This window comes from Saccharomonospora amisosensis (assembly GCF_011761185.1).
GTDB lineage: Bacteria > Actinomycetota > Actinomycetes > Mycobacteriales > Pseudonocardiaceae > Saccharomonospora_A > Saccharomonospora_A amisosensis.
Genome location: NZ_JAAOYM010000001.1, coordinates 1993690 through 2019775 on the forward strand (window position 1 = coordinate 1993690; position 26086 = coordinate 2019775).

The window sequence follows — 26086 nt, forward strand, 5'->3', positions numbered from 1 at the left end:
TGAGATGCTCAACATCTTCGCGCGCGCGTCCGTCTCCCGCGTCACCGACCCGATCGGTGCGGCGCTGGTGCGGGCCGGTCTCACCCCCAACGCGATGACACTGATCGGCACCGCTGGTGCCATCGCTTGCTCGCTGGCCTTCTTCCCCAACGGGATGCTGCTCGCGGGCACGTTCACGGTGTGGGGATTCGTGATGCTGGACCTGCTCGACGGCGCGATGGCGCGCGCCAAGGGCAGCACCCCGTTCGGTGCCGTGCTCGATGCCACCTGCGACCGGCTGGTGGACGGCGCGCTGTTCGCAGCCATCGCCTGGTGGGCGTTCACGATCGACGCCAACCCGCGCACGGCGGCTGCCGCGTTGCTGTGCCTGGTGTTCGCCCAGGTAATCTCCTACGTCAAGGCCAGGGCGGAGGCGTCGGGGTTCGGCGACGCCGCCAACGGCGGTCTCATCGAGCGCGCAGAACGGCTGATCATCGCGCTGGTCGGCACCGGACTGCAGGGACTGGGGGTGCCCTTCGCCGTCGAGGCCTCGCAGTGGCTGCTCGCGGTGCTTTCGGCGATCACGCTGTTGCAGCGCGTCGTGGCGGTGGCCAGAGCGGCCAAGGGGGCGAGTTTGTGACCGCGATCGGGCACCGGCTCAGCGCTCTCGGCTACGCCGCGGGATGGCGGCTCGTACCAAGGCTTCCGTCGCGGCTGGTGACCTCGGCGTTCGCGCTCGGCGCCGATCTGGCCGCTCGCCAGGACGGCGCGGGAGTACGCAGGCTTCGCCGCAACCTCGCCAGGGTGGTTCCGCAGGCCGGGCCGACCGAGTTGACGGACCTGACGAGGCGTGCGTTGCGCTCCTACGCCAGGTACTGGCAGGAAGCGTTCCGGCTGCCCGCGATGGAACCCGAGGACGTGCGCGCTCGGATCGACCTGAGCGGCGCTGACTACCTCGACGCGGCACTGGCCGAAGGCAACGGAGCCGTGCTCGCGCTGCCACACACCGGCAACTGGGACGTCGCGGGCGTTTGGCTCGTCGGACACTCGGGCAGTTTCACCACGGTGGTCGAGCGGCTGCGGCCGGAGTCGCTGTTCCAGCGGTTCGTCGCCTACCGGGAGTCGTTGGGATTCGAGATCGTGCCCGCCGACGGCAGCGCGTCCTACCGCACGCTGCTGCGCAGGCTGCGGGAGAACAAAGTGGTGTGCCTGGTCGGAGACCGCGACATCACCGGATCAGGGCTTCCGGTGTCGTTCTTCGGCGAGCGCGCCCGGTTTCCCGGCGGGCCCGCCCGGCTCGCCGTGAGCACCGGTGCCGCGTTGCTGCCCGCGGGGTGCTGGTTCACCGACGGTGGCTGGGGGGTGCGAATACATCCCCGCATCCGCGTGAACGCCAGGAGCGAGGTCCCAGCGGCCACGCAGGCGCTGGCTGACATCTTCGCGGGTGACATCGCCGCCCACCCGACGGACTGGCACATGCTGCAGGCGTTCTGGGAGGGTGACGGCGCCGACGGCACCGCGAGCGGCGGCGAACCCTGGGACAGTGTGGACAGTGCGGCCGGCGTGGCGGGTGCCGAGACCGGCGAGCGCACCGAACCCGGCGAGATTGCCGAGCCGACCCGGGCCGAGGGCAGCGAGCAGGGAGCGCAGCGATGAAGGTCGGCATCGTGTGTCCCTACTCCTTCGACGTACCCGGCGGTGTGCAGGGGCACGTGGTGGACCTCTCGCGCGCGCTGCTGGCGCTCGGCCACACGGTGTCGGTGCTGGCGCCCTCGGACGAGGGTGCCGACCTGCCCGCCTTCGTACACCCCGCCGGCCGCTCACTCGGTGTGCGCTACAACGGCTCGGTCGCCCGACTGCAGTTCGGGCCGGTGTCCTACGCTCGCGTACGGCGCTGGATCCGGGACAACGACTTCGACGTGTTGCATCTGCACGAACCGGCCGCCCCCAGCCTCTCGCTGCTGGCGCTGAAGGTCGCCGACGGCCCGATCGTGGCCACCTTCCACACCTCGACCCCCCGCTCGCGGACCCTGTCGGCGTTCCAGCCGGTGCTGCGACCGCTGCTGGAGAAGATCACCGCACGTATCGCGGTGTCCGTGCTCGCCAGGCGGGTTCAGGTCGAACACCTCGGCGGGGACGCCGTGGAGATCCCCAATGGGGTGGATGTGGCGACCTTCGCCGACGCCGAGCCGTTGGACGGCTATCCGAGGCAGGGCGGCACCATCGGTTTCGTCGGCCGGTTCGGCGAACCCCGCAAGGGCATGGCCGTGCTGCTGGAAGCCATGCGGCTGCTCTCGGCCGACCTGCCCCGGCTTCGACTGCTCGTCGTCGGCAGGGGCGAGCCGGAGGCGTTGCGCAGGCTCGCCGGAGCCGACCTCTTCGAGCGCATCGACCTGCTCGGCCAGGTCGACGACACCACCAAGGCCCGCGCGCTGCGCAGCGTCGACGTCTACTGCGCCCCCAACACCGGCGGCGAGAGTTTCGGCATGATCCTCACCGAGGCGATGGCGGCGGGTACCCCGGTGGTGGCCAGCGCGCTGGACTCGTTCCGGCGCGTGCTCGACGACGGCCGCTGCGGGGTGCTCACCCCAACCGGGGACGCACCCGCGCTGGCCGGGGCGCTGCGCGAGCTGCTCGCCGACCCGCCGCGCAGAGCGCGGTTGTCGGCCGAGGCGACGGATCGGGTCGCCGCCTACGACTGGCGAACCGTGGTCAAGCAGGTGCTGCGGGTCTACGAGACCGCGATCGCGGCCGACCCCCGCAAGGTCGGCACCGACCAGGACGCGCCGCGATGAACTCGCTGTTCACGCTGCTGGCCGTGCTGTCCGCCGTCGTGGTGGCCGTGGGATTGTGGCTGGTGGCGACGGCGAACCGGCTGGATCGGCTGCACGTGCGCATGGACGCCGGTTGGGCGGCGCTGGACGCGGCACTGGCCAGGCGCGCCGTGGTCGCGCGCACCGTCGCTGCCGGTTCGCTGCCGCGGCGGCAGGCGCAGGTGGTGCGCGCCGCCGCCAAGGAAGCGGAGTCGGCACGCCGCCCCGAGCGTGAACTCGCCGAGAACGAACTCACCCGGCTGCTGTCCGAGGTGGACCGGCGACGGTTGCCCGCTCCGCTGGCCGAGGAGCTGTCCGACGCCGAGCAGCGCGTCGTGATCGCCCGGCGGGTCTACAACGACGCCGTGCGCGACACACTCGAACTGCGCGGGCGGCGGCACGTGCGTTACTTCCGGCTGGCGGGCAAGGCAGCCAGACCCGAGTACTTCGAGATCGCCGAACCGGAGCCGGACACCGCCGGTCTGTCAGGCGGCGCGGCGGAGAAGACGATAGTGCGGGTGGTTGTGGCTGACGCCGACGGCCGGGTGCTGCTGTGCCACGAACCCGGCCCCGGCGGCGAGGCCGGGGCCGGCTTCTGGGCCGCCGCGGGCTGCGAGGTGGGGGAGGGGGAGGACCTGCGCGCCGCCGCGGTGCGCGGGCTGCGCGTCGCCTCCGGAATCGAGGCCGACGTCGAGTCCCTTGTCGGTCCCGTGTGGCGGCGTTCGCTGCGGTTCAGCGCGGGAGGTCGGCGGCACCAGGGCACCGAATGGTTCTTCCTCGTTCACCATGCCGGCGAAACCGGCGACGGTGCGGACGGGCCGTCCCGCGGCGTGTGGTGGAGCCAGGCGCGACTGCGCGAAACCGACGAGACGGTGTACCCGACGCGGCTGGCCGAGCTGCTGCCACCGCTGCTGGAGTCGGGCTGGGACGGGCGGCCTCGCTCCATCCCGTGACCACCCCAGGGCGTGGCAGACTGGCTGTCATGGCCGCTTCCGACCACGATCCCGCCTGCGACGTCGCCCACGGATTCACCGAGGCGCCGCCCACCGAACGCACGCTGGTGGCCGTGTTCGCCTCTCCTGTCGCCGCCCACCTGCTGTCCTACGGTGCGGATCTGCGGTTTCGCACCGTGCTGGTCGAGCCCGACCCGAGGCGGGCGGCCGAAGCCGAACTCGGTCCGGCGGTGGAGGTGGTCACGTCGATGCCGAAGCTGGACACCGACACCGACGTCGTCGTCACCGACCACCACCGCGACGAACTCGGCGAGGTGCTGCGCGACGCACTGCTGCACCCGGCCCGCTGGATCGGCGTGATGGGAAACCCGCGCCACCCCGGGCCGCACATCGAAGCGCTGGCCGCGCTCGGCGTGCCCGGCGCGGAGATCGACCGGGTACACCGGCCGGTGGGCCTCAACATCGGTTCCCGCACCCCACCGGAGATCGCCATCGCGACACTGGCGGGGCTGCTGGCCGACCGCAACGGCAGGCCCGGCGGCTTCGAGTTCTGACGGCTGCCCGTAGCTTCCTAGGGCAGTCGGCTGCTTCCCACGGCTTCCGGGGCGCGATCAGTGTGCAGTGGCCGCCTGTGGCATCGGGTCGTAGCGCACGTGCCGCCGGCTGAACGTGGCCGTACCCGAGGTCAGCGAACGCAGGTCGATGGCATAGCGCAGCAGTTCCGTCGCGGGGACCTCCGCGCGCACGACGCTGCACCCGCCCGCGACCGACTCCGTGCCGAGTACCCTGCCCCGGCGCGCGGACAGATCGCCCAGCACCGTGCCGAGGTACTCGTCCGGTGCCCGCACGGTGACCTCGTCCAGCGGCTCCAGCAGCACGATCCGCGTGTTGCTGGCGGCGTCCTTCAGCGCGAGCGCGCCCGCGGTCTGGAACGCGGCGTCGGAGGAGTCGACGCTGTGCGCCTTGCCGTCGAACAACGTCACCCGGACATCCACGACGGGGTGGTCGTCGACCAGCCCCTTGCTCAGTTGCGCCCGCACGCCCTTCTCGACACTGGGGATGAACTGGTGCGGAACCGCACCGCCGACCACCTTGTCGACGAACTCGAAACCCGCGCCGCGCTCCAGCGGCTCCACCTCGATGTCGCACACCGCGTACTGGCCGTGGCCGCCGGACTGCTTGACGTGCCTGCCGTGTCCGGTCGCCTTGCCCGCGAAGGTGGAGCGCAGACTGGTCCGCACCGGCTCGGTGTCCACATCGGCCCCGCCCGCCCGCAGCCGCGACAGCACCACATCCGCGTGCGCCTCACCCATGCACCACAGCACCAGCTGCCCGGTCTCGGCGTTGCGTTCCAGCCGCAGGGTCGGATCACCCGCCACCAGCCGGGAGAGGTTCCTGGCGAGCGCGTCCTCGTCGCTTCGGGTCTTGGCGACCACGGCGACGGGCAGCAGCGGCTCCGGCATCGCCCACGGTTCGATGAGCAGCGGGTCGTCGGGATACGACACGGTGTCGCCGGTCTCGGCCGAACCGATCTTCGTGAGCGCGCACACATCGCCCGCGACGCAGTACGGCACCTCGCGCAGGTTCGCGCCAAGCGGGGAGTAGAGGTGCGCGACGCGCTCGTCGGCGTCGTGGTCGGGGTGACCTCGGTCGGCGAGGCCTTGCCCGCAGATGTGCACGGGACGCTCAGGGCGCAGCGTGCCGGAGAAGACCCGCACCAGCGAAACCCTGCCGACGTAGGAGTCCACCGCGGTGCGCACCACCTCGGCCGCGAGCGGACCGCCGGGGTCCGGTTCCAGCCGCGGGTGCGGGATACCGTTCGGTGACGTCGCCCTCGGTACCTCGTGCTCCAGCGGCGAGGGGCACGCGCGTGCGATTCCGTCCAGCAGCTCGGCCAGCCCCGCCCCGGTCTCCGCGCACACCGGGATCACCGGGTGGAAGGTGCCGCGCGCGACGGCGGTCTCCAGGTCCGCGATCAAGGTGTCCTCGGGGATCTCGTCGCCGCCGAGGTAGCGGTCCATGAGGGTCTCGTCCTCGCTTTCGGCGATCACGCCCTCGATGAGCTCGTCGCGCGCGCGGGCCAGCCGGTCCCGCTCGGCCGCGCCGGGCTCGCCGACGGTTGGCGGGTAGCCGCCGGAGTAGTCGAACAGCCGCTGCGTGATAAGGCCGATCAGCCCACGTCCGTCGTCGGTGGGCAGGTACAGCGGCAGCACACCCGCCCCGAATGCCTGCCTGCACGCGGTGATCTCCCCCTCGACGTCGGCGCGCGGGTGGTCCAGCCTCGAAACGACCACGGCACGCGGCATGCCGACCGAAGCGCACTCCTCCCACAGCGACACCGTCGCGGAGTCCACCCCTTCGCCCGCGCTGACAACGAACAGTGCCGCGTCCGCCGCGCGCAGCCCCGCACGCACCTCACCGACGAAGTCGGCGTACCCGGGCGTGTCGATCAGGTTGATCTTGAGGTCGCCGTACCGAACCGGGGCGACGGACAGGCCGACGGATCGTTGCTGGCGGACGGCGGCGGGATCGTGGTCGAAGACGGTTGTGCCGTCCACCACGGACCCGGCCCTGCTCAGCGTTCCCGATGCGACGAGCAGTGCCTCGGCGAGCGTGGTCTTACCCGACCCGGAGGGCCCGACCAGCGCCACGTTGCGCACCTTGCTCGGATCGTCGACAGCGACCGCGGCCCCAGCGTCGCTGTTCCTGGTGTGCTTCTCGGCCATCGCGGGCCTCCTTGCGGCGACGTCATTGTCGAGAGGTGTGCCCTCGATCACACACCCGATTCGGCTGTGCGGCAAGGGCGCACAAGTGGACTCCCGAAATCGTCGCGCACTGGCCCGGGGCGGCGGTCCACGTGGGACGTACTCTGGACTTTGGAAATCCCAGTTCGTGAAAGGCCACAGCAGTGTCAGACGCCCAGCCCAGCAACTCCAGCCAGCCCGAGACCGGTACCGCGCGAGTGAAGCGTGGGATGGCGGAGATGCTCAAGGGTGGCGTGATCATGGATGTCGTCACCCCGGAGCAAGCCAAGATCGCCGAGGACGCCGGCGCCGTCGCGGTGATGGCGCTGGAACGCGTGCCCGCCGACATCCGCGCCCAGGGTGGCGTGGCGAGGATGAGCGACCCCGATCTAATCGAGGGCATCATCTCGGCGGTGTCCATCCCGGTGATGGCCAAGGCCCGCATCGGCCACTTCGTCGAGGCCAGGGTGCTGCAGGCGCTCGGCGTGGACTATGTCGACGAGTCCGAGGTGCTCACGCCCGCCGACTACGCCAACCACATCGACAAGTGGGCGTTCACCGTGCCGTTCGTGTGCGGTGCCACCAACCTCGGTGAGGCGTTGCGCCGGATCAACGAGGGTGCCGCCATGATCCGTTCCAAGGGCGAGGCAGGCACCGGCGACGTGTCGAACGCGACCATGCACATGCGCCAGATCCGCACGGAGCTGCGCAAGCTCGCCGCGTTGCCGGAAGACGAGCTCTATGTGGCGGCCAAGGAGCTACAGGCGCCGTTCGAGCTGGTCAAGGAGGTGGCGGCCACCGGGAAGCTGCCCGTGGTGCTGTTCACCGCGGGCGGAATCGCCACGCCTGCCGACGCCGCGATGATGATGCAACTCGGCGCGGAGGGTGTCTTCGTCGGCTCCGGCATCTTCAAGTCCGGCGACCCGGCCAAGCGTGCGGAGGCCATCGTGAAGGCGACCACATTCCACGACGACCCGGACATGATCGCGAAGGTGTCGCGCGGCCTCGGTGACGCCATGGTCGGCATCAACGTCGACGACGTGCCACAGCCGCACCGCCTCGCGGAGCGAGGCTGGTAGCAGCCGATACGCCGGGCCGCCGGGGTTGCGTGGCCGGTGGTCCGGCGTCGGCGGGCCTTGCCACGCTCGGCTCCGCGGGCCGGAGCGCAGAACTCGCGGGCGAGAGCGGGGGACTCGCGGGCGAGAGCGGGGGACTCGCGGACTCAGACGTGTTCGGAGACCAGCACCGCGGTCGTGTCGGGCTCGAGTGCCTGGAAGACGTGCGCCACGTCGCCGGGGTAGGCGATGTAGTCGCTGGGGGACAGCTCCACCGGCTCCTCCAAGACCCCGACAAGCGCCCTGCCCGTGCTGAGCACGACGTGCTCCACAACGCCGGGCATGTGCGGGTCGGACTCGCGGGGCGTGCCGGGCTGCACGTTGAGCACGTAGATGTCCCTGCGCGCGTTCGGCGGGCAGGACGCCAGCAGTGTCGCCACGTAGTCGGCCCGTTCGGACGCCACCGCGGGGCCCTCGCCCGCGCGCACCACCTGGACCTTCGGCCTCGGCGGGTCGACCAGCCGCGCGAACGGCACGTCGAGCGCCACGCCGAGTGCCCACAGCGTCTCGACGCTCGGGTTCCCGGTTCCTGCCTCCAGCTGCGACAGCGTCGACTTGGCGATACCCGCTCTGCGGGCCACCTCGGCCAGTGACATGCCGCTGCGCTTGCGTTCCCTTCGCAGCGAGGCGGCGATCACGGCGAGTGGTGCGCCCGCTCCTCGGGACTCTGTCATATCGTTCGCTCCATAAGTCGCATCGTTCGACTTGACGAACGCATCGTCGATGTTCAGTATAAACACCATGCGTTCGATATTTCGAACACTCGATCGGGAGGTGCTGCGCGACATCGCCCTGGTGTGCCTCACCGGTGGCATCGTCGGCGTGTCGTTCGGCACCATCACCGTCAGTTCCGGCCTGCCGTTGTGGCTGCCGATGCTGCTGTCGGTCGTGGTGTTCGCGGGGGCGGCGCAGTTCGTGTTCGTGGGAATCATGGCCTCCGGCGGCAATCCGATCGCCGCCGTGGTCGCGGGCCTGCTGATCAACACCAGGCACGTGCCCTTCGGTTTCGCCGTGGGCGACGTCCTCGGTACCGGGCGCGCGAGGCTGCTCGTCGGCAGTCATCTGATGATCGACGAAACCGTGGCGTTCGCCCTGGCGCAGCGCGACCGGCAGCGGCGCCGCGCGGCGTACTGGACCTGCGGCATCGGCCTGTTCTGCTGCTGGAACCTCGGAGTGGCGCTCGGCGCCTTCGCGGGCACGGTGGTGACCGACACCGACGCGCTCGGGCTCGACGCCGCCTTCCCCGCCGTACTGCTGGCTCTGGTGCTGCCCTCGCTGCGGGAAACCGCCACCCGCCGCGCCGCGCTCACCGGCGCCGCGATAGCGGTCGCGGGCGCGCCGTGGCTGCCCTCGGGGCTGCCGGTGCTGCTCGCGTTGGCGGGGGTGGCCGTATCCCTTCGCGCGATGCCGGCCAACAGCAGCGAAAACAGCGACGGCAGCGACAGCCGGGTGGTGTCATGACCACGGCCACCACCCTGGTGGTGTCGACGCTGGTGCTCGGCGTCGGCACGTTCGCGTTCCGTTTCGCCGGTCCCGTGCTACGCACCAGGATCACCCTCTCGCCCAGGGTGGAGCGGCTGGCCACGATGTCCGCGGTGGTGCTGCTGGCCGCCGTCGTCGCCACCGCCACCCTGGTCGACGGTGGTGAGTTCGCCGGTTACGCCCGGCCCGCGGGGGTGGCCGTGGGTGGGCTGCTGGCGTGGAAGAAAGCGCCGTTCGTGGTCGTTGTGCTGGCAGCGGGGGTGACAGCCGCGGGGCTGCGGCTGCTCGGTGTGCCCTGAACGCGGAGGGCCCGATCCCGCACAGTAGGCTTGACCAGCGCGGAATCGCGGAAAGGTGGAGGTGCGTGACCCAGCGGCAACCGGTCATCGGGGTGCTTGCCCTGCAGGGCGACGTGCGTGAACACATGGCGATGCTCGGTCGTGCCGGTGCGTCACCGCGCCAGGTACGCAGGCCCGCGGAATTGTCCGAAGTGGACGCGATGGTACTGCCGGGCGGCGAGTCCACCACGATGTCGCGGCTGCTGGAGGTCTTCGAGCTGCTCGATCCGCTGCGCGAGCAGATCGGCGCGGGCATGCCGGTGTTCGGTTCGTGTGCCGGGATGATCCTGCTGGCCAGGCAGGTCCTCGACGGCAGGCCGGACCAGCACCAGCTCGACGGCCTCGACATCGTCGTGCGGCGCAACGCCTTCGGCAGGCAGGTCGACTCCTTCGAGGCCGACCTCGAGGTCTCCGAGATCGAGGACGGGCCGGTGCACGCCGTCTTCATCCGCGCGCCGTGGGTGGAGAAGGCTGGAGCCTCGGTAGAGGTGCTGGCCAAGGTGCCCGACACCCCGAAGACGCGGGCGGCGGCCGATAGGATCGTCGCCGTTCGGCAGGGACCGGTGCTGGCCACGGCATTCCATCCCGAACTGACCGGCGACGAGCGGGTGCACCGGCTGTTCGTGCGCATGGTCGGTGCGCAGGTAGACGCGTGAGAGAGTTGGAGGAGAGATGAGCGGCCACTCGAAGTGGGCCACCACCAAGCACAAGAAGGCCGCCCTCGATGCCAAGCGTGGCAAGCTGTTCGCGAGACTGATCAAGAACATCGAGGTCGCCGCGCGCACCGGCGGTGGCGACCCTGAAGGCAACCCCACGCTGTACGACGCCATCCAGAAGGCCAAGAAGAACTCCGTGCCGCAGGACAACATCGAGCGGGCACGCAAGCGTGGCGCCGGCGAGGAAGCTGGCGGGGCCGACTGGCAGAACATTACCTACGAGGGCTACGCGCCCAACGGTGTCGCGGTGCTGATCGAGTGCCTCACCGACAACAAGAACCGGGCGGCGTCCGAGGTCCGCACCGCGCTCACCCGCAACGGCGGCTCGCTCGCCGACCCTGGCTCGGTCGCGTACCTGTTCAACCGCAAGGGCGTGGTCATCATGCCGAAGAACGGGCTTTCCGAGGACGACGTGCTGATGGCCGTGCTGGACGCGGGCGCGGAGGAGGTCAACGACCTCGGGGAAAGCTTCGAGATCATCGCCGAGGCCGGTGACCTGGTGGCTGTTCGCACGGCGCTGCAGGACGCGGGCTACGACTACGAGTCCGCCGAGGCCAACTTCCTGCCCTCGGTGAACGTGCCGCTCGACGCCGAGGGCGCCAGGAAGGTGTTCCGGCTGATCGAAGCGCTGGAGGACTGCGACGACGTGCAAAACGTCTACTCCAACTTCGACGTCTCCGACGACGTCCTCGCGGAGGTCGGCTGACCGGCTCACCGTCCGCCTCCTTGGGTCGGCGGCGGTGATGGTGCAGAATGTCGCCCGTGTCAGCCGAGACCGCCGAAAGCACCCTCGACGGCGAGCAGCAACTGCGTGAGTGGATCGTCGCCCAGGCACAGCAGCGTGGCAACGCCGTGATCACGGTGCCCCCCGACGACGACGGTGCGGGCTACGCGTTCACCGTGTGCGCGTGGGCGATGCACGAGGTCCCCGAGGCTGTCGTGGTGGGGTTGCCCACCGAGCTGGCCACCGTCCTGCTCGACGCCTACGTGGACAGGGCGGCCACCGGCGAGCGATTCCAACCCGGCGCGCTCTACCACGACTTCTTCGAGGGCGTGCCGGTGACCTTCGAGAAGGTCGCACCCGGCCACTACCCGGAGTTCTTCGGCAGTGCGTTCCTCGTCTACCCCGAAGGCGACTTCCCCGCGCTGCAGATCGTCGTGCCCACACCCGATGGCCACTGGCCGTGGGACGAGGCCGCTCCCGAGGGGTTCGGGCAGTGGCAGCCGGTGCTCACGGTCAGCGGCTCGCCGGAGAGCTGGACCCCCGGCATCGACGGGCCCTGAGCGCCCGCCGCCCTTCACACACATCCGGCGCGCCCGCCGGTGGCACGACGCCGCTCGCGCGCCGTCCAACCCGTTGTCGGCGGCTGCGGCGCGCCTGCCGGTGCGAGCCTGGCCTCGGGCGGTAGCCTTCGTGCTCGAACTGGTGTTCGTGAAAGGGAGAGCTGGTGCGCGTGCTCGGTGTCGACCCGGGGCTGACTCGATGTGGCCTCGGCGTCGTGGACGGCGGGCTGGGACGCACCGTCACGTGTGTCGCCGTCGATGTGGTGCGCACCCCGGCCGACTCCGACCTGGCGACCAGGCTGTTGCGCGTATCGGCCACCGTGGAGGAGTGGCTGGACACCTACCAGCCGGATGCCGTCGCGGTGGAGCGGGTGTTCAGCCAGCACAACGTCCGCACCGTGATGGGCACGGCGCAGGCGGGCGGTGTCGTGGCACTGAGCGCCGCACGGCGAGGGTTGCCGGTGGTGTTCCACACCCCCAGCGAGGTGAAGGCCGCCGTCACCGGGTCGGGACGCGCCGACAAGAATCAGGTCACGGTTATGGTGACGCGACTGCTGAAGTTGCCGAAGCGGCCGAGTCCCGCTGATGCCGCCGACGCGCTGGCGCTGGCCATCTGCCACCTGTGGCGGGAGCCGATGCGTGCCCGGCTGGCCGAGGCCGAGGCCAGGGCGGCGGAGCTGGCCCGTGCCCATCGCGCCAAACTGGCGGCGGCGGCAAGGCGGAACCGGGCGGGCGATTCGGCCACGGGAGGGAACCGATGATCTCCTCGGTGCGTGGGCAGGTGCTGTCGATCGGCCTCGATCACGCGGTCGTGGAGGTCGGCGGGGTGGGCCTGACCGTGCAGGCCACCCCGGCCACGTTGGCGACGCTGCGCAGGGACGAACAGGCACGCCTGCACACGAGTCTGGTCGTGCGGGAGGACTCGCTCACCCTGTTCGGCTTCGCCGACGCACAAGCACGCGATTTGTTCACGCTGCTGCAGACGGTGTCCGGTATCGGCCCCCGGCTGGCGCTGGCCGCGCTCGCCGTGCTCGATCCGGACAAGCTGCGCGCCGCGCTCGCCGACGGTGACATCACCGTGCTCACCCAGGTGCCCGGTATCGGGCGCAAGGGCGCTGAGCGGCTCACGCTGGAACTGCGCGACAAGGTGACCGCCACCGAGCCACCTGCCGCCCACACGGCGGCGACGCCCGGCCGGACCGCGGTGCGGGCCGAGGTGGTGGAGGCGCTGGTGGGCCTCGGCTTCGCCGCGCGGCAGGCCGAGCAGGCCGTGGACAAGGTGACCGCGGCCGACGGCGAGCACGGCGACACCGCGGCGGCCGACACGTCCGGCCTGCTGCGGGCCGCGCTGGTGACCCTCGGCAGGAAGCGGTAACCCATGACCGAGGAACCCGCCACGGAATTCGATCGGTTCGGCGCCGAGGCGGCGCCGCTCTCCGCTGTGGCGCAGACCGGCGATCGCGAGGTCGAGACGGCGCTGCGGCCACGCAGGCTCGCCGACTTCGTTGGGCAGCCCCGTGTGCGCGAGCAGCTGCACCTGGTGCTGGAAAGCGCCCGAAAACGCGGTGTTCCGCCCGACCACGTGCTGTTGTCCGGGCCGCCGGGGCTCGGCAAGACCAGCCTTGCCATGATCATCGCAGCGGAGTTGGACGCCGCCATCCGCATCACCTCAGGGCCCGCGCTGGAACGCGCGGGCGACCTGGCCGCGATGCTGTCGAACCTCACCGAGGGTGACGTGCTGTTCATTGACGAGATCCACCGCATCGCCAGGCCCGCCGAGGAGATGCTGTACCTGGCGATGGAGGACTTCCGGGTGGACGTCGTCGTCGGCAAGGGCCCTGGCGCCACCAGCATCCCGCTGGAGATCGCGCCGTTCACCCTGGTCGGAGCCACGACCCGCTCCGGTGCGCTGACCGGCCCGCTGCGAGACCGGTTCGGGTTCACCGGCCAGATGGAGTTCTACAGTCCCGAGGAACTGGAGCAGGTGCTGTCGCGTTCGGCGGCCATCCTCGGTATCGAGGCCGACGGCGACGGTCTGTCCGAGGTGGCGAGGCGGTCACGCGGTACACCCCGCATCGCCAACCGGCTGTTGCGCCGGGTGCGCGACTACGCCGAGGTGCGCGCCGACGGCCGCGCCACCCTTGACGTGGTCAGGTCCGCGCTGCGGGTGTACGACGTCGACGAACTCGGCCTCGACCGGCTGGACCGCGCGGTACTGGGCGCGCTGGTGCGCTCGTTCGGCGGCGGACCGGTAGGTGTCGCCACGCTGGCGGTCGCCGTGGGAGAAGAAGCGGCTACCGTGGAGGAGGTGTGTGAGCCGTATCTCGTGCGGGCGGGTATGCTCGCGCGGACTCCGCGTGGTCGCGTCGCTACCGCGGCCGCGTGGGAGCACCTCGGGCTGCGGCCGCCCGCCGAGGCCGGCGGGGTTGACGCGGCGACGCCGACCCTGTTCGACTGAGCGGATGCCGGGGTGCGCGCCACGGGTGCTGGCGTTGTCGGCCGTACCTGGCACACTCGAAGAGAGACATCCGGACAAACTCGGACGTAACGCCCCACCGGGTCGGCGTCCGCCGAATGGAGAACCATGGAAGGCCTTTTCCTGCCGCTGCTGCTGATGCTCGTCGTCGCCATTCCTTTGGTCATGAGCACGCGTAAGCAGAAGAGGATGATGGCGCAGCAGCAGGAGCTGCAGAACAGCCTGGCCGAAGGCGACCGCGTGATGACCACGTCGGGCCTGTACGCCACCGTCGCCGACGCCAGCGACGAGACCACCATCGACCTCGAGATCGCGGAGGGCGTGGTCACCACCTGGCTGCGGCAGGCGGTGCGCGAGCGCATCAATCCCGTCGTCGACGAGGAGCTCTCCTCCGCCGACGACACCGACACCGACAGCGCCGAGAGCTCCGTCACCGACGACACCTCCGCCGAGGACAAGGGCTCCAGTGGCGCCAAGGTCGCACCGCCGCTGGAGCACGGCAAGAAGTAGGGGCGAACCAACCCGCGCCGGTACGGACACACCGGCGCGGGTGCAACGCTGTATTCACGCGGCAGGCGAGTAGGGTCTCGTGCTGCGTACGCATCCCGTCCCCGTCCGGACGGTCGGCATGCGCGCATGACCTCGTGACCCGCCGTTACACATCCGAGGAGACCGACCGACCGTGGCACCTCCCGCCGGGCAGATCCGCCCGGGACGCTACCTCTCCTTCTTCTTGCTGATCATCGTCGCGCTGTACGCGCTGGTCTTCTTCACCGGCGGCGGAAAGCCGACCCCGAAGCTCGGGATCGACCTGCAGGGCGGCACCAGGGTCACCCTGACCGCGCGCACCCCGGACGGCTCCGAGCCGAGCCGGGAGCAGTTGCAGCAGGCTCGCCAGATCATCGAGACGAGGGTCAACGGCATCGGCGTCAGCGGCGCGGAGGTGATTCTCGACGGCAGCAACGTCGTCATCACCGTCCCCGGTGACGAGGGTGAACAGGCCAAGACGCTGGGCCGCACCGCGAAACTCGGCTTCCGTCAGGTGATCACCGCGCAGCCGGCGGGGGTAGCCGCCGCGCCGCAGCCGCAACCTGAAGGCGGCCAGCAGGGTGGCGAGCAGAGCGACCAGGGGCAAGGCGACCAGGGGCAGCAGGGTAGCGAGCAGGCCAGCCAACCCCCGGCGACGGGGCAGAACGGTGGTGGCGCGGCTGCGGGCGACCCGGCTACCCGGCAGACCCAACCGCCCGGCGACGACGGAACCGACACCGGCGGCGGCAACCTTCAGGAGGAAACCGCCAAGGCCATTCAGGCCGCCAAGAAGGTGCGGCAGGACCCCGCGCTGGTGCCGGCCGATCCCACCGACCAGGCCGCCGCGCTGGCCGCGCAGCAGGCCCAGCAACAGGCGCTCACCAGCCTGGACTGCGGTGCCAAGGACCCACTCGTCGGCAATGACGACCCGAACCGGCCGCTGGTGACCTGCAACGAGGACGGCACCGAGAAGTACGTCCTCGGTCCGGTGTTCCTGCAGGGCACCCAGATCAGCGACGCCACCTCGACCTACGACAGCCAGCGTGGCGGCTGGGTCGTCAACCTTTCCTTCACCGGCGAGGGCGCCAAGATCTGGGGTGACTTCACCGCCGCCAACGTCAACCAGCGCGCGGCTTTCGTGCTGGACACCAAGGTGGTGTCGGCGCCGAACATCACCGAGGCGATCCTCGGGGGCAACACCCAGATCACGGGGCAGTTCAGCCAGGAAGAGGCCAAGAACCTGGCCGACGTACTCAAGTACGGTTCGCTGCCGCTCTCGTTCGAGTCCAGCGACGCCACCACCGTCTCGGCGACACTGGGGCTGGCTTCGCTGCAGGCCGGGCTGATCGCGGGCGCGATCGGCATCGCGCTGGTGTTCGTGTACTCGCTGTTCTACTACCGCATCCTCGGCGTACTGACGGTCCTCTCGCTGATCCTGTCCGGTGCGATCGTCTACGCGGTGCTCGTGCTGCTGGGCAGGTGGATCGGCTTCACCCTGGACCTCGCGGGCGTGGCCGGGTTCATCGTCGCGATCGGTGTCACCGCCGACTCCTTCGTGGTCTACTTCGAGCGGCTCAAGGACGAGATGCGGGAGGGCCGCACGTTCCGCTCGGCCGTGCCGCGCGGGTGGATCAGGGCCCGCCGCACGATCCTGGCCTCCGACGCGATCCTGTTCCTGGCAGCCGCGGTGCTCTACATCCTCGCGGTGGGTGAGGTGAAGGGTTTCGCCTTCACCCTCGGGATGTCCACGGTGCTCGACCTCATCGTGGTGTTCCTGGTGACACACCCGCTGGTGGCCATGGTGGCGAGGTCGAAACGGTTGTCCAGTCCATCGCTTTCCGGGCTGGGCGCCGTGCAGAAGATCGGAGCTGGTCGCCGCTCCACCGCCAAACTCGGCTCAGCCGCGAAGGGGGCATGACGTGGACAACGACAACGCGAAGGCCACGGACGCCACCGGCGGCAGGCCCGCGGCCAAGAGTTCGATGTCGGTGCTGCAGCGGCTGTACACCGGCACCGGGGCGTTCGACATCGTCGGCCACCGCAAGCGCTGGTTCGTCTTCTTCGGCGCGCTCGTGCTCGTCTGCGTCGCCTCGCTGGGATTCAAGGGCTTCAACCTGGGCATCGAGTTCCAGGGCGGCACCCAGATCCAGTTGCCCGCACGGGGCGCGGACGGCCAGATCACCCCTGACGAGGCCAAGCAGGTCTTCGCCGACGCGCTCGGCGAGCCCGCCTCCGAGGCCCAGCAGGTGGGTGTCGGCGACGCCGCCGCGATCCAGGTGCGCTCCAACGCGCTGGACACCGCTGAGGTGGCGAAGGTCAAGCAGGCGTTCTTCGAGCAGTTGCAGCCGCTGGGCGCTAGCGGCCAACCCAGCCAGCAGGTGATCAGCGACAGCGCCGTGAGCGCGTCGTGGGGCGGGGAGATCTCCCGGCAGGCGCTGATCGCGCTCGCGGTGTTTCTCGTTCTCGTGACGGTCTTCTTGGTCATCTACTTCGAGAAGTGGATGGCGGTCGCCGCGTTGGTGGCGTTGCTGCACGACATCCTCGTCACCGCGGGCGTGTACTCGCTGGTCGGCTTCGAGGTCACCCCCGCCACCGTCATCGGCCTGCTGACGATCCTTGGTTTCTCGCTGTACGACACGGTCGTGGTGTTCGACAAGGTCAAGGAGAACACCAGGGGGCTGCTCAACCTGACAAGACGCACCTATCCCGAGGCCGCGAACCTCGCGCTGAACCAGACCCTGATGCGATCGATCAACACCACGATCATCGCGCTGCTGCCGGTGCTGGGCCTGCTGTTGATCGGCTACCTGCTACTGGGGTCCGGCACGTTGCAGGATCTCGGTCTGGTGCTGCTCACCGGCATGCTCGCCGGAGTGCTGTCCTCGGTGCTGCTGGCCACGCCGCTGCTGGTCGGGCTGAAGATGCGTGATCCGAGGTTCCAGCAGCAGGCCGAGCGCGTGTACGCCAGGCGCTCGGCTCAGGCTCGCAAGCTGGCCGCCGCCGAGGGCGAGGACCAGTTCGACGCGGGTGACGACGAGCAACTGGCCACCGAGTTGCGCAAGGAGCAGGCATACGCGGCCGCGGCCAGCGTCCCGGTGCGGCATCAGAAGGCCCAACCAAGGCGAGCCGGCGGCCGCCCGAGCGGGAAGCGCAAGAGCAGAAGGTGACGGCTACCACGCTCGACGCCGCGCTCGACCTGATCGCGGAGATACCCGACTTCCCCGAACCCGGTGTGCTGTTTCGCGACCTCACCCCGCTGTTCGGCGACGCCGAGGCGTTCGCCGCGGTGATCGAAGCCCTCGGTGCGGCCGTCGGCTACGACGTGGACAGGCTGGTCGCCGTCGAGGCGCGCGGGTTCGTGCTCGCCGCGGCGCTCGGATACGCCCGGCGACTCGGGGTGGCGCTGGTGCGCAAGCCGGGCAAGCTGCCGAACGTGGCGGGCCGGGTGGACTACGCGCTGGAGTACGGGCAGGCCACGCTGGAACTGCCCGTCGGCTCCGTGCACGAAGGCCAGCGGGTGGCAATCGTGGACGACGTGCTGGCCACCGGTGGCACCGTGGCGGCCACGGCGGAGCTGGTGCGCAGCGCGGGCGCGGTGGTCACCGGTGTGGCCGTGGTGCTCGAACTCGCCGATCTCGGCGCCAGGGAGCGGCTGCCGGGCTTGCCCGTGCACGCACTGCGCACCGTGTGACCACGGCGAGCGGTCCCGTTCCACCCGTTGGAACCACCGTTCGGGCGCCCGCGGGCATTGATCGGCCCGCCCTCGCGTTACGCTTGGTGTCTAGAACCGCGCGAGGAGCTGGAGGTGCGGGTGAGCCAGGAACTCGATTCCGTGGTCACAGCCCGGGCTGACGCCGACGCGCCCGCGCGAGCCGGCCAACCCGGCGCCATCACCCGGGCGCCGTCGGCTACCCGACGGGTGCGGGCCCGGCTTGCCCGCCGGATCACCGCGCAGCGGCCCGCCTCGGTCAAGCAGGTGCTCGAACCGCTGGCCGCCATCCATCGCGAGCTGCATCCCGGTGCCGACATGGCGCTGCTGCAGCGCGCCTACGACGTGGCGGAGGAGCTGCACCGCCACCAGCGCCGCAAGTCCGGCGACCCCTACATCACCCACCCGCTCGCCGTGGCGACGATCCTCGCCGAGCTGGGCATGGACACCACCACGTTGGTCGCGGCGCTGCTGCACGACACGGTGGAGGACACCGGCTACTCGCTGGATCGGCTTGGCACCGATTTCGGCGAGAAGGTCGCGCAGCTCGTGGACGGTGTCACCAAGCTGGACAAGGTGAAGCTGGGCACCGCGGCGGAGGCCGAGACCATCCGCAAGATGGTCATCGCGATGGCCCGCGACCCGAGGGTGCTGGTCATCAAGCTGGCCGACCGGCTGCACAACATGCGCACCATGCGGTTCCTGCCGCCGGAGAAGCAGGCCCGCAAGGCCAAGGAGACGCTGGAGGTGCTCGCTCCGCTCGCTCATCGTCTCGGCATGGCGACGGTGAAGTGGGAACTGGAGGACCTCGCGTTCGCGATACTGCAGCCGAAAAAGTACGACGAGATCGTGCGCCTCGTCGCCGACCGGGCGCCGTCTCGCGACACCTACCTGCGGTGGGTGATCGGTGAGTTGACCAAGCAGCTGGAGTCCTCACGGATCAACGCGAAGGTGGAGGGCAGGCCCAAGCACTACTACTCGATCCACCAGAAGATGATCGTGCGCGGCCGCGACCTTGACGACATCCACGACCTGGTGGGTGTGCGCATCCTCGTGGAGGACGTCCGCGACTGCTACGCGGCGATGGGAGTCGTGCACGCGCTGTGGCAGCCGATGCCGGGCCGGTTCAAGGACTACATCGCCCAGCCCAGGTTCGGCGTGTACCAGTCGCTGCACACCACGGTCATCGGTCCGGACGGCAAACCGCTCGAGGTGCAGATCCGCACCCACGAGATGCACCGCACCGCCGAGTACGGGATCGCCGCGCACTGGCGGTACAAGGAAAGCCGGGGCACCCACGGGCACAACCCCGCCAACGCCGTCGACATCGACGAGATGGCGTGGATGCGGCAACTGCTCGACTGGCAGCGGGAGGCGGCCGACCCGGGAGAGTTCCTCGAGTCGTTGCGCTACGACCTGGCGACCAGGGAGATCTTCGTCTTCACGCCCAAGGGCGACGTGGTGACGCTACCGGTGGGGTCGACACCGGTGGACTTCGCCTACGCGGTGCACACGGAGGTGGGACACCGCTGTATCGGCGCCCGCGTCAACGGCAGGCTCGTCGCACTGGAGCGCAAGCTGGAGAACGGTGAGGTCGTCGAGATCTTCACCTCCAAGGCGGAGGGCGCTGGTCCCAGCCGCGACTGGTTGTCGTTCGCCGGTTCGCCGAAGGCGCGTGCCAAGATCCGGCAGTGGTTCGCCAAGGAGCGCCGCGACGAGGCGATCGAGGCGGGCAAGGAGGCGATCACCAAGGAGGTTCGCAAGGTCGGGCTGCCGCTGCAGCGGCTGGTGTCCGCCGACTCGATGGGGGCGGTGGCCAAGGAGCTTCGGCACGCCGACATCAGCTCGTTGTACGCGGCGGTCGGTGAGGGCCACGCCGGCGCCAAACACGTCGTGCAGCGGTTGGTGGCGTTGATCGGCGGTGTCGAGGAGGCCGAGGAGGAACTCGCCGAGCGAGCCACTCCCTCCACGGTGACCCGAAGGCGTGGCTCCGGCGATGTCGGCGTCGTCGTCAAGGGGCACAGCGACATCTGGACCAAGCTGGCGCGCTGCTGCACCCCGGTCCCCGGTGACGAGATCCTGGGTTTCGTCACGCGCGGCGGCGGGGTGAGCGTGCACCGCACCGACTGCACCAACGCCGAGGACCTGCACCGGCAGCCGGAGCGCCTGGTGGAGGTGGAGTGGGCGCCATCGGAGTCGTCGGTGTTCCTCGTCGCCATCCAGGTGGAGGCGCTGGACCGGCACCGGCTGCTGTCCGACATCACCAAGGTGCTCGCCGACGAGCGGGTGAACATCCTGTCGGCCTCGGTAACCACCTCGCGCGACCGGGTGGCCGTCAGCCGGTTCAGCTTCGAGATGGGCGACCCCAAGCACCTCGGCCACGTGCTCAAGGTGGTGCGCAACGTCGAGGGCGTCTACGACGTGTACCGGGTCACCTCCGCCGCCTGAGGCTGTCGCCCGCCGCTAGGGTGGGCGATCATGACGGACGGGATCGAGTTCGACCGACACGGCGAGGTCGCCAGGCTCACCCTCGCGCGGCCGGACAAGATGAACGCCGTCAGCTACAGCATGTGGTCGGCGATCCCCGAGATCGTCGCCGAGGTCGAGGCCGACGCGCGTGTGAAGGTGCTGGTGCTGACGGGCGCGGGCGGCGACTTCTCCGCGGGTGCCGATATCGGCGAGTTCGGTGACCTGCGGTCGACGGCCGAAGGCGCGGCGACCTACGACAGGGCCGTCGAGGGCGCGGTCAGGGCACTGTCGGGGATGCGCAAGCCCAGCGTCGCGATGATCAGGGGAAACTGCATCGGTGGTGGCTGCCAGCTCAGCGTGGCCAGCGATTTCCGCTTCGCCGAGCGCGGCGCCCGGTTCGGTATCACCCCGGCCAAGCTCGGCATCGTCTACGACTTCACCTCAACCCGCGCGCTCGTCGCGCTGGTCGGCCCTGCAAACGCGCGGTACTTCCTGCTGTCGGGGCAGCTCGTGGACGCCACCAGGGCCAGGGAGATCGGCCTGGTCAACGACGTGTTCGCCCCCGAGGAACTCGAGACGGCCACCATGGAGTTCGCGCACACGCTGTGTTCGCGTTCGCAGGCCTCGATCAGGGGCATGAACCGCATCATCGAGAAGATCCTCGCCGGGCAGCAGGAAAGCGACGCCGAGGTGGAACACATCCGGCGCGAGGCCATCCACGGGGAGGACTACGCCGAGGGCGTCGCCGCGTTCCTGCAGCGCCGCCCGCCCCGCTTCACCTACCGCTGAGCGGCAGGCGGATCACACCGGTTCGTACGGCGTCGAGTCGTACGCCTGGGCCAGCATCGACATGGCACCGGTGGTGTCGGTGGAAAACGCCATGTCGTCGATGCCCGTGACGGGCACGACCGGGCCGCCCGCGTTGCACACGAACGCCCCGCGCATGCTCGTCACGTCCGCCAGCGGCACCGGCCGGGTCCGGGTGGCCACGCCGAGGCGGGCGAGCGCCTCGGTGAGCAACCGCTGGGTGACCCCGGCCAGCGCGGGCGCTTCCGGCCACACAATGGCGGCGCTCCCGCCGCCAGTGCCGCCAGTGTCGCCAGTGTCGCTGTCGAGGAACCCGATGTTGCGAATCGACGTCTCCGACACCCGACCGTGGGCGGTCACGAACAGCGCGTCGTCGAAACCGGCCAGCCTGGCCTGCCTGGCGTGGTGGTGCAGGTCGAACGTGCCGACGTGCTTCACCTCGGGAAGCGTCCGTTCGTGGCGCACCGACCGCAGCCGCACCGCGGTGGCAGGCGCCGCGCTCGGCGGCCTGACCGTCACGAGCACCTCCGTGGAGCCGCCCGCCGGATCGCCGAGCACCGCGACTCGCGCGGTGACGGCACCGGTCCGAGCCCCCGCCGCCGTGACCGCCCGCCGCAGATAGTCACGGACGACCTCGACGTCGAGGTCGGTACCGAACAGCACCCGGTTGCCGTGCGCGAGCCGGTCCAGGTGCGCGCCGAGGCCGCGCACGCGGCCGTCGCGCACCAGCATCGACGTGAAGTGACCGTAGTTGCCCGCCAGCAGCACCGCGAGCCGTTCCGGCGCCGCGGGTGACCCGTTGAGGTGGGCGAGGCGCACCGACGGTCAGGATTTCACGACGACGTCGGTGAAGGTCACGTCCATGTTGGGTTTGCCGCCACCGGGTTGCGGGTCGAAGCTGCCGTCGTGACCGGCGCGGGCCACCTTGTCGATCACCTTGAGGCCCTCGTCGGTGATGGTGCCGAACACCGTGTAGTCCGGGGAGAGCGCGGCGTCGCCGTACACCATGAAGAACTGGCCGCCCCCGGTGTTCGGGGCGCCCGTGTTGGCCATGGCCAGGATGCCGCGGCCGTAGCTGAGCCCTTCGAACAGTTCGTCGGGGACGGTGTAGCCGGGTCCTCCGCTGCCGGAGCCCGTCGGGTCACCGCACTGCAGCATCTGCAGGCCCTGCGTGCCGATGCGGTGGCAGGTGCTGTCGGTGTAGTAGCCCTGCTGCGCCAGGCTGACAAAGCTGTTGACGGTGCACGGCGCCAGCGACCTGTCCAGTTCGAGCGGGATGTCGCCTGCCGTGCTCTTCAGGGTCACCTTGACCGTGCCCTTGGACGGCACCGCCTCGGCCTTCGGTTTGTCGACCGGCTTGGCCGCCTCGCCGGAGGAGGGGTAATCGCATGTGGTCGGGTTGGGCAGCGGCTGCGGCCGTTTCGGCGCGGCGACGCGCTGGGTCGGGATGTTGATGTCTTGGGTGGCCGGCGAGCTCGACGACGGTGCGTTGGCCTGCGCGTTGTCGTCACCACGCGTCACCAGGATCAGGACCAGGCCTGCGACGACGACCACGGCACCCACGGTGACGCCGACCCCGATGATCCTGCGCCGCCTCGCCCGTTCGGCCCTGCGTGCGAGCTGCCGCTCCAGCTTGCGCTTCGCGGCCTCCCGGCGCTGCTGGTTGGTCGCCACCTGCCCTCCCGCAATTGTCTCGACGGACCCGCTGCCGTGGCGGCAGTCTATGGGCACTGTCTGTGAGAACCCCGTACAGGGGCCGCTAGGCTGATCCGCACCCAGCCGCCAGGAGGAGGTTTCGTGCTCGTCGTCGGGTTCGGTGTCGGCGCGTGGCGATCGGACCGCCGGCTGCTCGCCGCTGGGCGGCAGCTGGCGAACTCGGCCGCGACCGGGGGTCGCGATGACGGGTGAGCCGCGACCGGCGGAACCGTCACCCGCGCCGCGGCCGGAGCGGATCGCGCTCTACGGCGACGATCCGAAGCTGCGCCGTCGCAGGGCGATCTCCGGGCTCGTCGGTGTCGTGATCTTCGGCGCCGCGTTCGGCGGGGTGGCGGGCCTGCTCGGCGGGCAGCTCGTCGGTCTGTCGGTGGCCGCGGTCGTGGCGCTACCACTGCTGTACCTGGTGGCGTACAACTCGCGGCGGCGGCTCTGGCTGGAGGGCAACACCGTGCTGGTGCGCACCTTCCGGACGCGCCGTGTCGATCTCGTCACGGCCTCGGCGATCGACCTGCTGGTCACCGACGTGCGCGGCACCCGCACGGTGAGCCTGCTGGTGAACTCGGGCAGGCGGGGTCGCGCCGTCAAGATCGACGTCGCTGTCTACGCGGGCACCGGGGGGCGAGAACTGGGCATTCTCGCGCTGCGCGGGCTCGCCGACGCCGTGGTGAACAACACCAGCGCCAACGGGATCGTGTTCTCGCAGTTGCTGGTGGCGCAGTTGCGCGCGGAGGCGCGCGGTGACGCCGCCGCGGACCGGCCACTGTACCGGCTGGCTTCCGCCGCACCGGCCGGAAAGCTGGCGCAGCGGTTCAGCATGGACGCGGTCAGCCGGTTCGTCGCGAGTCTGGAGTAGTGGCCGCGGTGACGGCCGCCGCGTCGAGCCGCCGTTCGATGGCGCTCAGTTGCCGCCGCATACCTTCCAACTGGTGGATGATCTCGGGTAGTTCCCCTGCGGCGAACGTGCTGAGGCGTTCCAGTTGCCGTCCGGTCTCGGTGAGTTCGCCGAGCAGCGCGGCGATCCTCGGGAGCGCCGCGACCGCCGAGCGAACGGAACAGCCCGCGCGGCGGGCGGTCGCGAGCGCGGCGCGCGGGTGTGTCAACGCTGAGCCGTGCATGACCCCTCCTGGCTCGATGTCCGGCCAACTTCGTACCCCACGAGCGCCCTCGCCGCCGTCTCGGGGCATGTACCTGGGAAGACTGTGACTACTGCGCACCGATGGGGCTGTTGGGGTCACCTCCGGGGCTCGGTTCCCGCTCCGCGATGAACGTCGCCAACAGTGTCGTCACCGGCACCGAGGCCACGATCCCGATGCTGCCAGCCAGCGTGCGCACGATCTCCTGCGCGATGTCCTGGGAGCCGAGTACGAAGCCCAGCCCGACGCCGGACAACATGGACACCAGCAGCACCGGCAGCGCCGCTCCCGCGTAGGCGAGCACGAGGGTGTTCACCGCAGAGCCGACGTGGTCGCGGCCGATGCGCAGCGCCGAGGCGTACAACTCCCGCCTGCTCTGAGCCGGATTCGCCCTGCGCAGTTCCCACACCGCGCTGGCCTGGGTGACGGTCACGTCGTCCAGTACGCCCAGCGCGCCGATGACCACACCGGCCAGCAGCAGTCCGCGCGTGTCGATGCCGTGGCCCAGTGACGCGATGAGCGTGGTGCTGTCGGAGTCGAGGCCGGTCAGCGAGGTGAATGCCGAGAACGCGGCCGAGATCAGGCCGATAAGGGCGAGGCTGACCAGGGTGCCAAGCACTGCGACCGATGTGCGCGCCGAGAAACCGTGGGTCAGGTACAGCGCGCCGAACATGATGACCCCGGCTCCGGAGACTGCCACCAGCAGCGGGTCCTCACCCGCGAGTATGGCGGGCAGGATGAACAGGGCGAGCACCGCGAAACTCAGTGCCAGTGCGGTGAGTGCCGCCAGCCCCTGCCAGCGGCCCAGCGCCAGCACGGCCAGCGCGAACAGCCCCGCCAGCAGCAACAGCGGTGTGCCCCGCTGGAAGTCCTGGATCTGGTACGAACCGGGGTCGCCTGCCGCGGGCGCCGCGGTGCCGCTGTAGGACAGCACCACCGCATCGCCCACCGCGAAGCGCGGGGTGGTGGGTTCGATCGGCATCGTCTTGCTGATGCGGGCACCCTGCCCTGGGCCGCTGGTGAGTGCGACCTCCACGGTGAGGCACCGCTTGTCGTCCGCGGGTGGTTCGCCGACCTGCACCTGTCCGGGGCTCAGACAGGGACCTGCCTGAGCCGAGACGACGTCACCGGTGACAGGGACACCGACCGAGTGGCCGCCAACCGGCGTCTGCTCACCCCACGGGTAGAGCACGACCACACCGACGAGCGCGGCTAGCGCGAGCGGGGAGAGCAACGCCAGCAGCAGCGTGCGGACCCGCCGGGAGGCGGGGTCCGCGGACCCGTGGCCATGCCCGTGCCCATGCCCGTGCCCGTGGCCCCTCGGGGTGGGGTTTTCGGCGGGCCGTTCGGGTGCCTTGGGCTCCAGTGGTGCCCGTGTGGGGCGGCGGCGTCGTGTGGACGCGGCCGGTTCACCTGGCACGCGCGGGATCGGTCGGGTTTCGTCGTCGGTGCTGTCGCGGGGCACCGGGTCATCTTCTGGCACGGCGGTGCCCGGCGGGCGGCCAGGTGGATTGTGCGCGCCAAGGCCGCGGAACCGGAGCAGTTCGCGTTACGTCGGAGGTCACCGAGGACGTCGCCGCGCACGGCCGCAGCGCCGCTCGAGCGGCGCGGCGGTGGCGGTCGAGGTCGTGGCGGGCGTTGCGGTGGCGGCGTGGTCACGGGTGCTCACGTCCGGCTGGGGGTCGGACGTGAGCACCCGCGGCGTATCCGCACGCCGCCGAGTTCGTTGCCCGCCTCCTGGAGTGGAGCCTGGTCGGCCGGTCGCCGGTTACCCGGTCGGGCAACAGGCTTTCCCGCCCAGTTGACAATGATTCGAACGTGTGT

Annotated in this window: 27 protein-coding genes; 21 read left to right on the top strand and 6 right to left on the bottom strand. The window is 70.4% G+C overall.

Translation table 11 applies throughout. The annotated features are described in order from the left end of the window. Positions 1-4 precede the first annotated feature (4 nt). Genes pgsA through FHU38_RS09750 form a run of 5 tightly spaced genes read left to right on the top strand, consistent with a single transcriptional unit; the run spans position 5 to position 4299 of the window. Positions 5-619: a phosphatidylinositol phosphate synthase gene (gene pgsA / locus FHU38_RS09730; protein WP_167169188.1), complete on the top strand. Its 615-nt coding sequence runs from the start codon at positions 5-7 to the stop codon at positions 617-619. Next, on the top strand, positions 616-1635 hold the full coding sequence (locus tag FHU38_RS09735; RefSeq protein WP_167169191.1) for a phosphatidylinositol mannoside acyltransferase: 1020 nt from the start codon (positions 616-618) through the stop codon (positions 1633-1635). The genes pgsA and FHU38_RS09735 overlap by 4 nt, the downstream gene beginning before the upstream one ends. Next, positions 1632-2774 (top strand): glycosyltransferase family 4 protein, encoded by a 1143-nt coding sequence (locus tag FHU38_RS09740; RefSeq protein WP_167169194.1) that lies wholly within the window; start codon positions 1632-1634, stop codon positions 2772-2774. The genes FHU38_RS09735 and FHU38_RS09740 overlap by 4 nt, the downstream gene beginning before the upstream one ends. Beyond that, positions 2771-3745 carry an NUDIX domain-containing protein gene (locus FHU38_RS09745; RefSeq protein WP_167169197.1) on the top strand — a complete coding sequence of 325 codons (975 nt, stop codon included), beginning with the start codon at positions 2771-2773 and terminating at the stop codon, positions 3743-3745. The genes FHU38_RS09740 and FHU38_RS09745 overlap by 4 nt, the downstream gene beginning before the upstream one ends. Positions 3746-3774: 29 nt before the next feature. Next, complete coding sequence (locus FHU38_RS09750; protein ID WP_167169200.1) at positions 3775-4299, top strand: XdhC family protein; 525 nt, start codon at positions 3775-3777, stop codon at positions 4297-4299. A gap of 57 nt (positions 4300-4356) precedes the next feature. Here FHU38_RS09750 and FHU38_RS09755 read toward each other — a convergent pair whose 3' ends face one another. Beyond that, on the bottom strand, positions 4357-6471 hold the full coding sequence (locus tag FHU38_RS09755; RefSeq protein ID WP_167169203.1) for an elongation factor G-like protein EF-G2: 2115 nt from the start codon (positions 6469-6471) through the stop codon (positions 4357-4359). Positions 6472-6653: 182 nt separating this feature from the next. Between FHU38_RS09755 and pdxS the strand changes: the two genes are divergently transcribed. Then, complete coding sequence (pdxS, locus tag FHU38_RS09760) at positions 6654-7568, top strand: pyridoxal 5'-phosphate synthase lyase subunit PdxS (protein ID WP_167169207.1); 915 nt, start codon at positions 6654-6656, stop codon at positions 7566-7568. Positions 7569-7711: 143 nt separating this feature from the next. Here the strand turns inward: pdxS and FHU38_RS09765 are convergent, their stop codons facing one another. After that, positions 7712-8278 (bottom strand): helix-turn-helix domain-containing protein, encoded by a 567-nt coding sequence (locus tag FHU38_RS09765; RefSeq protein ID WP_167169210.1) that lies wholly within the window; start codon positions 8276-8278, stop codon positions 7712-7714. A gap of 67 nt (positions 8279-8345) precedes the next feature. Here FHU38_RS09765 and FHU38_RS09770 point away from each other — a divergent pair, with 67 nt between their 5' ends. The 14 genes from FHU38_RS09770 (at position 8346) to FHU38_RS09835 (ending at position 21395) form a co-directional block, all read left to right on the top strand. After that, on the top strand, positions 8346-9065 hold the full coding sequence (locus FHU38_RS09770; RefSeq protein ID WP_167169214.1) for an AzlC family ABC transporter permease: 720 nt from the start codon (positions 8346-8348) through the stop codon (positions 9063-9065). After that, positions 9062-9385 (top strand): AzlD domain-containing protein, encoded by a 324-nt coding sequence (locus FHU38_RS09775; RefSeq protein WP_167169217.1) that lies wholly within the window; start codon positions 9062-9064, stop codon positions 9383-9385. The genes FHU38_RS09770 and FHU38_RS09775 overlap by 4 nt, the downstream gene beginning before the upstream one ends. 125 nt (positions 9386-9510) lie before the next feature. Further along, positions 9511-10080 carry a pyridoxal 5'-phosphate synthase glutaminase subunit PdxT gene (gene pdxT, locus FHU38_RS09780; RefSeq protein ID WP_243852492.1) on the top strand — a complete coding sequence of 190 codons (570 nt, stop codon included), beginning with the start codon at positions 9511-9513 and terminating at the stop codon, positions 10078-10080. 16 nt (positions 10081-10096) lie between these two features. Then, positions 10097-10846: a YebC/PmpR family DNA-binding transcriptional regulator gene (locus FHU38_RS09785; RefSeq protein WP_167169220.1), complete on the top strand. Its 750-nt coding sequence runs from the start codon at positions 10097-10099 to the stop codon at positions 10844-10846. A 47-nt stretch (positions 10847-10893) separates the two neighbouring features. Continuing rightward, positions 10894-11424: a DUF4262 domain-containing protein gene (locus FHU38_RS09790; RefSeq protein ID WP_167169223.1), complete on the top strand. Its 531-nt coding sequence runs from the start codon at positions 10894-10896 to the stop codon at positions 11422-11424. Between the two features lie 164 nt (positions 11425-11588). Beyond that, the gene (gene ruvC, locus FHU38_RS09795; protein WP_167169226.1) at positions 11589-12185 is read left to right on the top strand and encodes a crossover junction endodeoxyribonuclease RuvC; all 597 of its coding nucleotides are present in this window, start codon (positions 11589-11591) and stop codon (positions 12183-12185) included. Further along, complete coding sequence (gene ruvA / locus FHU38_RS09800; RefSeq protein WP_167169229.1) at positions 12182-12799, top strand: Holliday junction branch migration protein RuvA; 618 nt, start codon at positions 12182-12184, stop codon at positions 12797-12799. Before ruvC ends, ruvA begins: the two co-directional genes overlap by 4 nt. Before the next feature lie 3 nt (positions 12800-12802). Beyond that, positions 12803-13882 carry a Holliday junction branch migration DNA helicase RuvB gene (gene ruvB / locus FHU38_RS09805; protein ID WP_167169231.1) on the top strand — a complete coding sequence of 360 codons (1080 nt, stop codon included), beginning with the start codon at positions 12803-12805 and terminating at the stop codon, positions 13880-13882. 126 nt (positions 13883-14008) lie between these two features. Continuing rightward, positions 14009-14410: a preprotein translocase subunit YajC gene (gene yajC / locus FHU38_RS09810; protein WP_167169234.1), complete on the top strand. Its 402-nt coding sequence runs from the start codon at positions 14009-14011 to the stop codon at positions 14408-14410. A 172-nt stretch (positions 14411-14582) separates the two neighbouring features. Then, the gene (secD, locus tag FHU38_RS09815; protein WP_167169237.1) at positions 14583-16346 is read left to right on the top strand and encodes a protein translocase subunit SecD; all 1764 of its coding nucleotides are present in this window, start codon (positions 14583-14585) and stop codon (positions 16344-16346) included. Positions 16347-16410: 64 nt separating this feature from the next. Beyond that, positions 16411-17595: a protein translocase subunit SecF gene (gene secF, locus FHU38_RS09820; protein ID WP_243852493.1), complete on the top strand. Its 1185-nt coding sequence runs from the start codon at positions 16411-16413 to the stop codon at positions 17593-17595. Then, positions 17592-18119, top strand: coding sequence for an adenine phosphoribosyltransferase (locus tag FHU38_RS09825; RefSeq protein ID WP_167169242.1), 528 nt, complete (start codon positions 17592-17594; stop codon positions 18117-18119). The genes secF and FHU38_RS09825 overlap by 4 nt, the downstream gene beginning before the upstream one ends. 120 nt (positions 18120-18239) lie before the next feature. After that, the gene (locus FHU38_RS09830) at positions 18240-20585 is read left to right on the top strand and encodes a RelA/SpoT family protein (protein WP_167175874.1); all 2346 of its coding nucleotides are present in this window, start codon (positions 18240-18242) and stop codon (positions 20583-20585) included. 30 nt (positions 20586-20615) lie between these two features. Continuing rightward, the gene (locus FHU38_RS09835; RefSeq protein ID WP_167169245.1) at positions 20616-21395 is read left to right on the top strand and encodes an enoyl-CoA hydratase/isomerase family protein; all 780 of its coding nucleotides are present in this window, start codon (positions 20616-20618) and stop codon (positions 21393-21395) included. Positions 21396-21407: 12 nt separating this feature from the next. Here the strand turns inward: FHU38_RS09835 and FHU38_RS09840 are convergent, their stop codons facing one another. Continuing rightward, a complete protein-coding gene (locus FHU38_RS09840; protein WP_167169248.1) occupies positions 21408-22232 on the bottom strand; it encodes an aminotransferase class IV in 825 nt (274 codons plus the stop codon). A gap of 6 nt (positions 22233-22238) precedes the next feature. Then, positions 22239-23087 carry a peptidylprolyl isomerase gene (locus FHU38_RS09845; protein WP_167169251.1) on the bottom strand — a complete coding sequence of 283 codons (849 nt, stop codon included), beginning with the start codon at positions 23085-23087 and terminating at the stop codon, positions 22239-22241. 223 nt (positions 23088-23310) lie between these two features. Here FHU38_RS09845 and FHU38_RS09850 point away from each other — a divergent pair, with 223 nt between their 5' ends. Beyond that, on the top strand, positions 23311-23982 hold the full coding sequence (locus FHU38_RS09850) for a hypothetical protein (RefSeq protein ID WP_167169254.1): 672 nt from the start codon (positions 23311-23313) through the stop codon (positions 23980-23982). Here FHU38_RS09850 and FHU38_RS09855 read toward each other — a convergent pair. Both FHU38_RS09855 and FHU38_RS09860 read right to left on the bottom strand, forming a co-directional pair. Further along, positions 23954-24244: a hypothetical protein gene (locus FHU38_RS09855; protein WP_167169257.1), complete on the bottom strand. Its 291-nt coding sequence runs from the start codon at positions 24242-24244 to the stop codon at positions 23954-23956. The two genes, FHU38_RS09850 and FHU38_RS09855, sit on opposite strands and share 29 nt — an antisense overlap. An 88-nt stretch (positions 24245-24332) precedes the next feature. Next, positions 24333-25727 (bottom strand): YibE/F family protein, encoded by a 1395-nt coding sequence (locus FHU38_RS09860; RefSeq protein WP_167169260.1) that lies wholly within the window; start codon positions 25725-25727, stop codon positions 24333-24335. Between the last annotated feature and the right edge of the window lie 359 nt (positions 25728-26086).

Excerpts from the sequence above, each read along its gene's own strand:
- FHU38_RS09740 (WP_167169194.1), top strand. The coding sequence starts at position 1,632 with ATGAAGGTCGGCATCGTGTGTCCCTACTCCTTCGACGTACCCGGCGGT.
- FHU38_RS09770 (WP_167169214.1), top strand. The coding sequence starts at position 8,346 with ATGCGTTCGATATTTCGAACACTCGATCGGGAGGTGCTGCGCGACATC.
- FHU38_RS09850 (WP_167169254.1), top strand. The coding sequence starts at position 23,311 with ATGACGGGTGAGCCGCGACCGGCGGAACCGTCACCCGCGCCGCGGCCG.
- ruvB (WP_167169231.1), top strand. The coding sequence starts at position 12,803 with ATGACCGAGGAACCCGCCACGGAATTCGATCGGTTCGGCGCCGAGGCG.
- FHU38_RS09755 (WP_167169203.1), bottom strand. The coding sequence starts at position 6,471 with ATGGCCGAGAAGCACACCAGGAACAGCGACGCTGGGGCCGCGGTCGCT.
- yajC (WP_167169234.1), top strand. The coding sequence starts at position 14,009 with ATGGAAGGCCTTTTCCTGCCGCTGCTGCTGATGCTCGTCGTCGCCATT.
- pgsA (WP_167169188.1), top strand. The coding sequence starts at position 5 with ATGCTCAACATCTTCGCGCGCGCGTCCGTCTCCCGCGTCACCGACCCG.
- FHU38_RS09855 (WP_167169257.1), bottom strand. The coding sequence starts at position 24,244 with ATGCACGGCTCAGCGTTGACACACCCGCGCGCCGCGCTCGCGACCGCC.
- FHU38_RS09785 (WP_167169220.1), top strand. The coding sequence starts at position 10,097 with ATGAGCGGCCACTCGAAGTGGGCCACCACCAAGCACAAGAAGGCCGCC.
- FHU38_RS09835 (WP_167169245.1), top strand. The coding sequence starts at position 20,616 with ATGACGGACGGGATCGAGTTCGACCGACACGGCGAGGTCGCCAGGCTC.
- FHU38_RS09745 (WP_167169197.1), top strand. The coding sequence starts at position 2,771 with ATGAACTCGCTGTTCACGCTGCTGGCCGTGCTGTCCGCCGTCGTGGTG.
- secF (WP_243852493.1), top strand. The coding sequence starts at position 16,411 with ATGTCGGTGCTGCAGCGGCTGTACACCGGCACCGGGGCGTTCGACATC.
- FHU38_RS09775 (WP_167169217.1), top strand. The coding sequence starts at position 9,062 with ATGACCACGGCCACCACCCTGGTGGTGTCGACGCTGGTGCTCGGCGTC.
- pdxT (WP_243852492.1), top strand. The coding sequence starts at position 9,511 with ATGGCGATGCTCGGTCGTGCCGGTGCGTCACCGCGCCAGGTACGCAGG.
- FHU38_RS09750 (WP_167169200.1), top strand. The coding sequence starts at position 3,775 with ATGGCCGCTTCCGACCACGATCCCGCCTGCGACGTCGCCCACGGATTC.
- FHU38_RS09765 (WP_167169210.1), bottom strand. The coding sequence starts at position 8,278 with ATGACAGAGTCCCGAGGAGCGGGCGCACCACTCGCCGTGATCGCCGCC.
- FHU38_RS09790 (WP_167169223.1), top strand. The coding sequence starts at position 10,894 with ATGTCGCCCGTGTCAGCCGAGACCGCCGAAAGCACCCTCGACGGCGAG.
- ruvA (WP_167169229.1), top strand. The coding sequence starts at position 12,182 with ATGATCTCCTCGGTGCGTGGGCAGGTGCTGTCGATCGGCCTCGATCAC.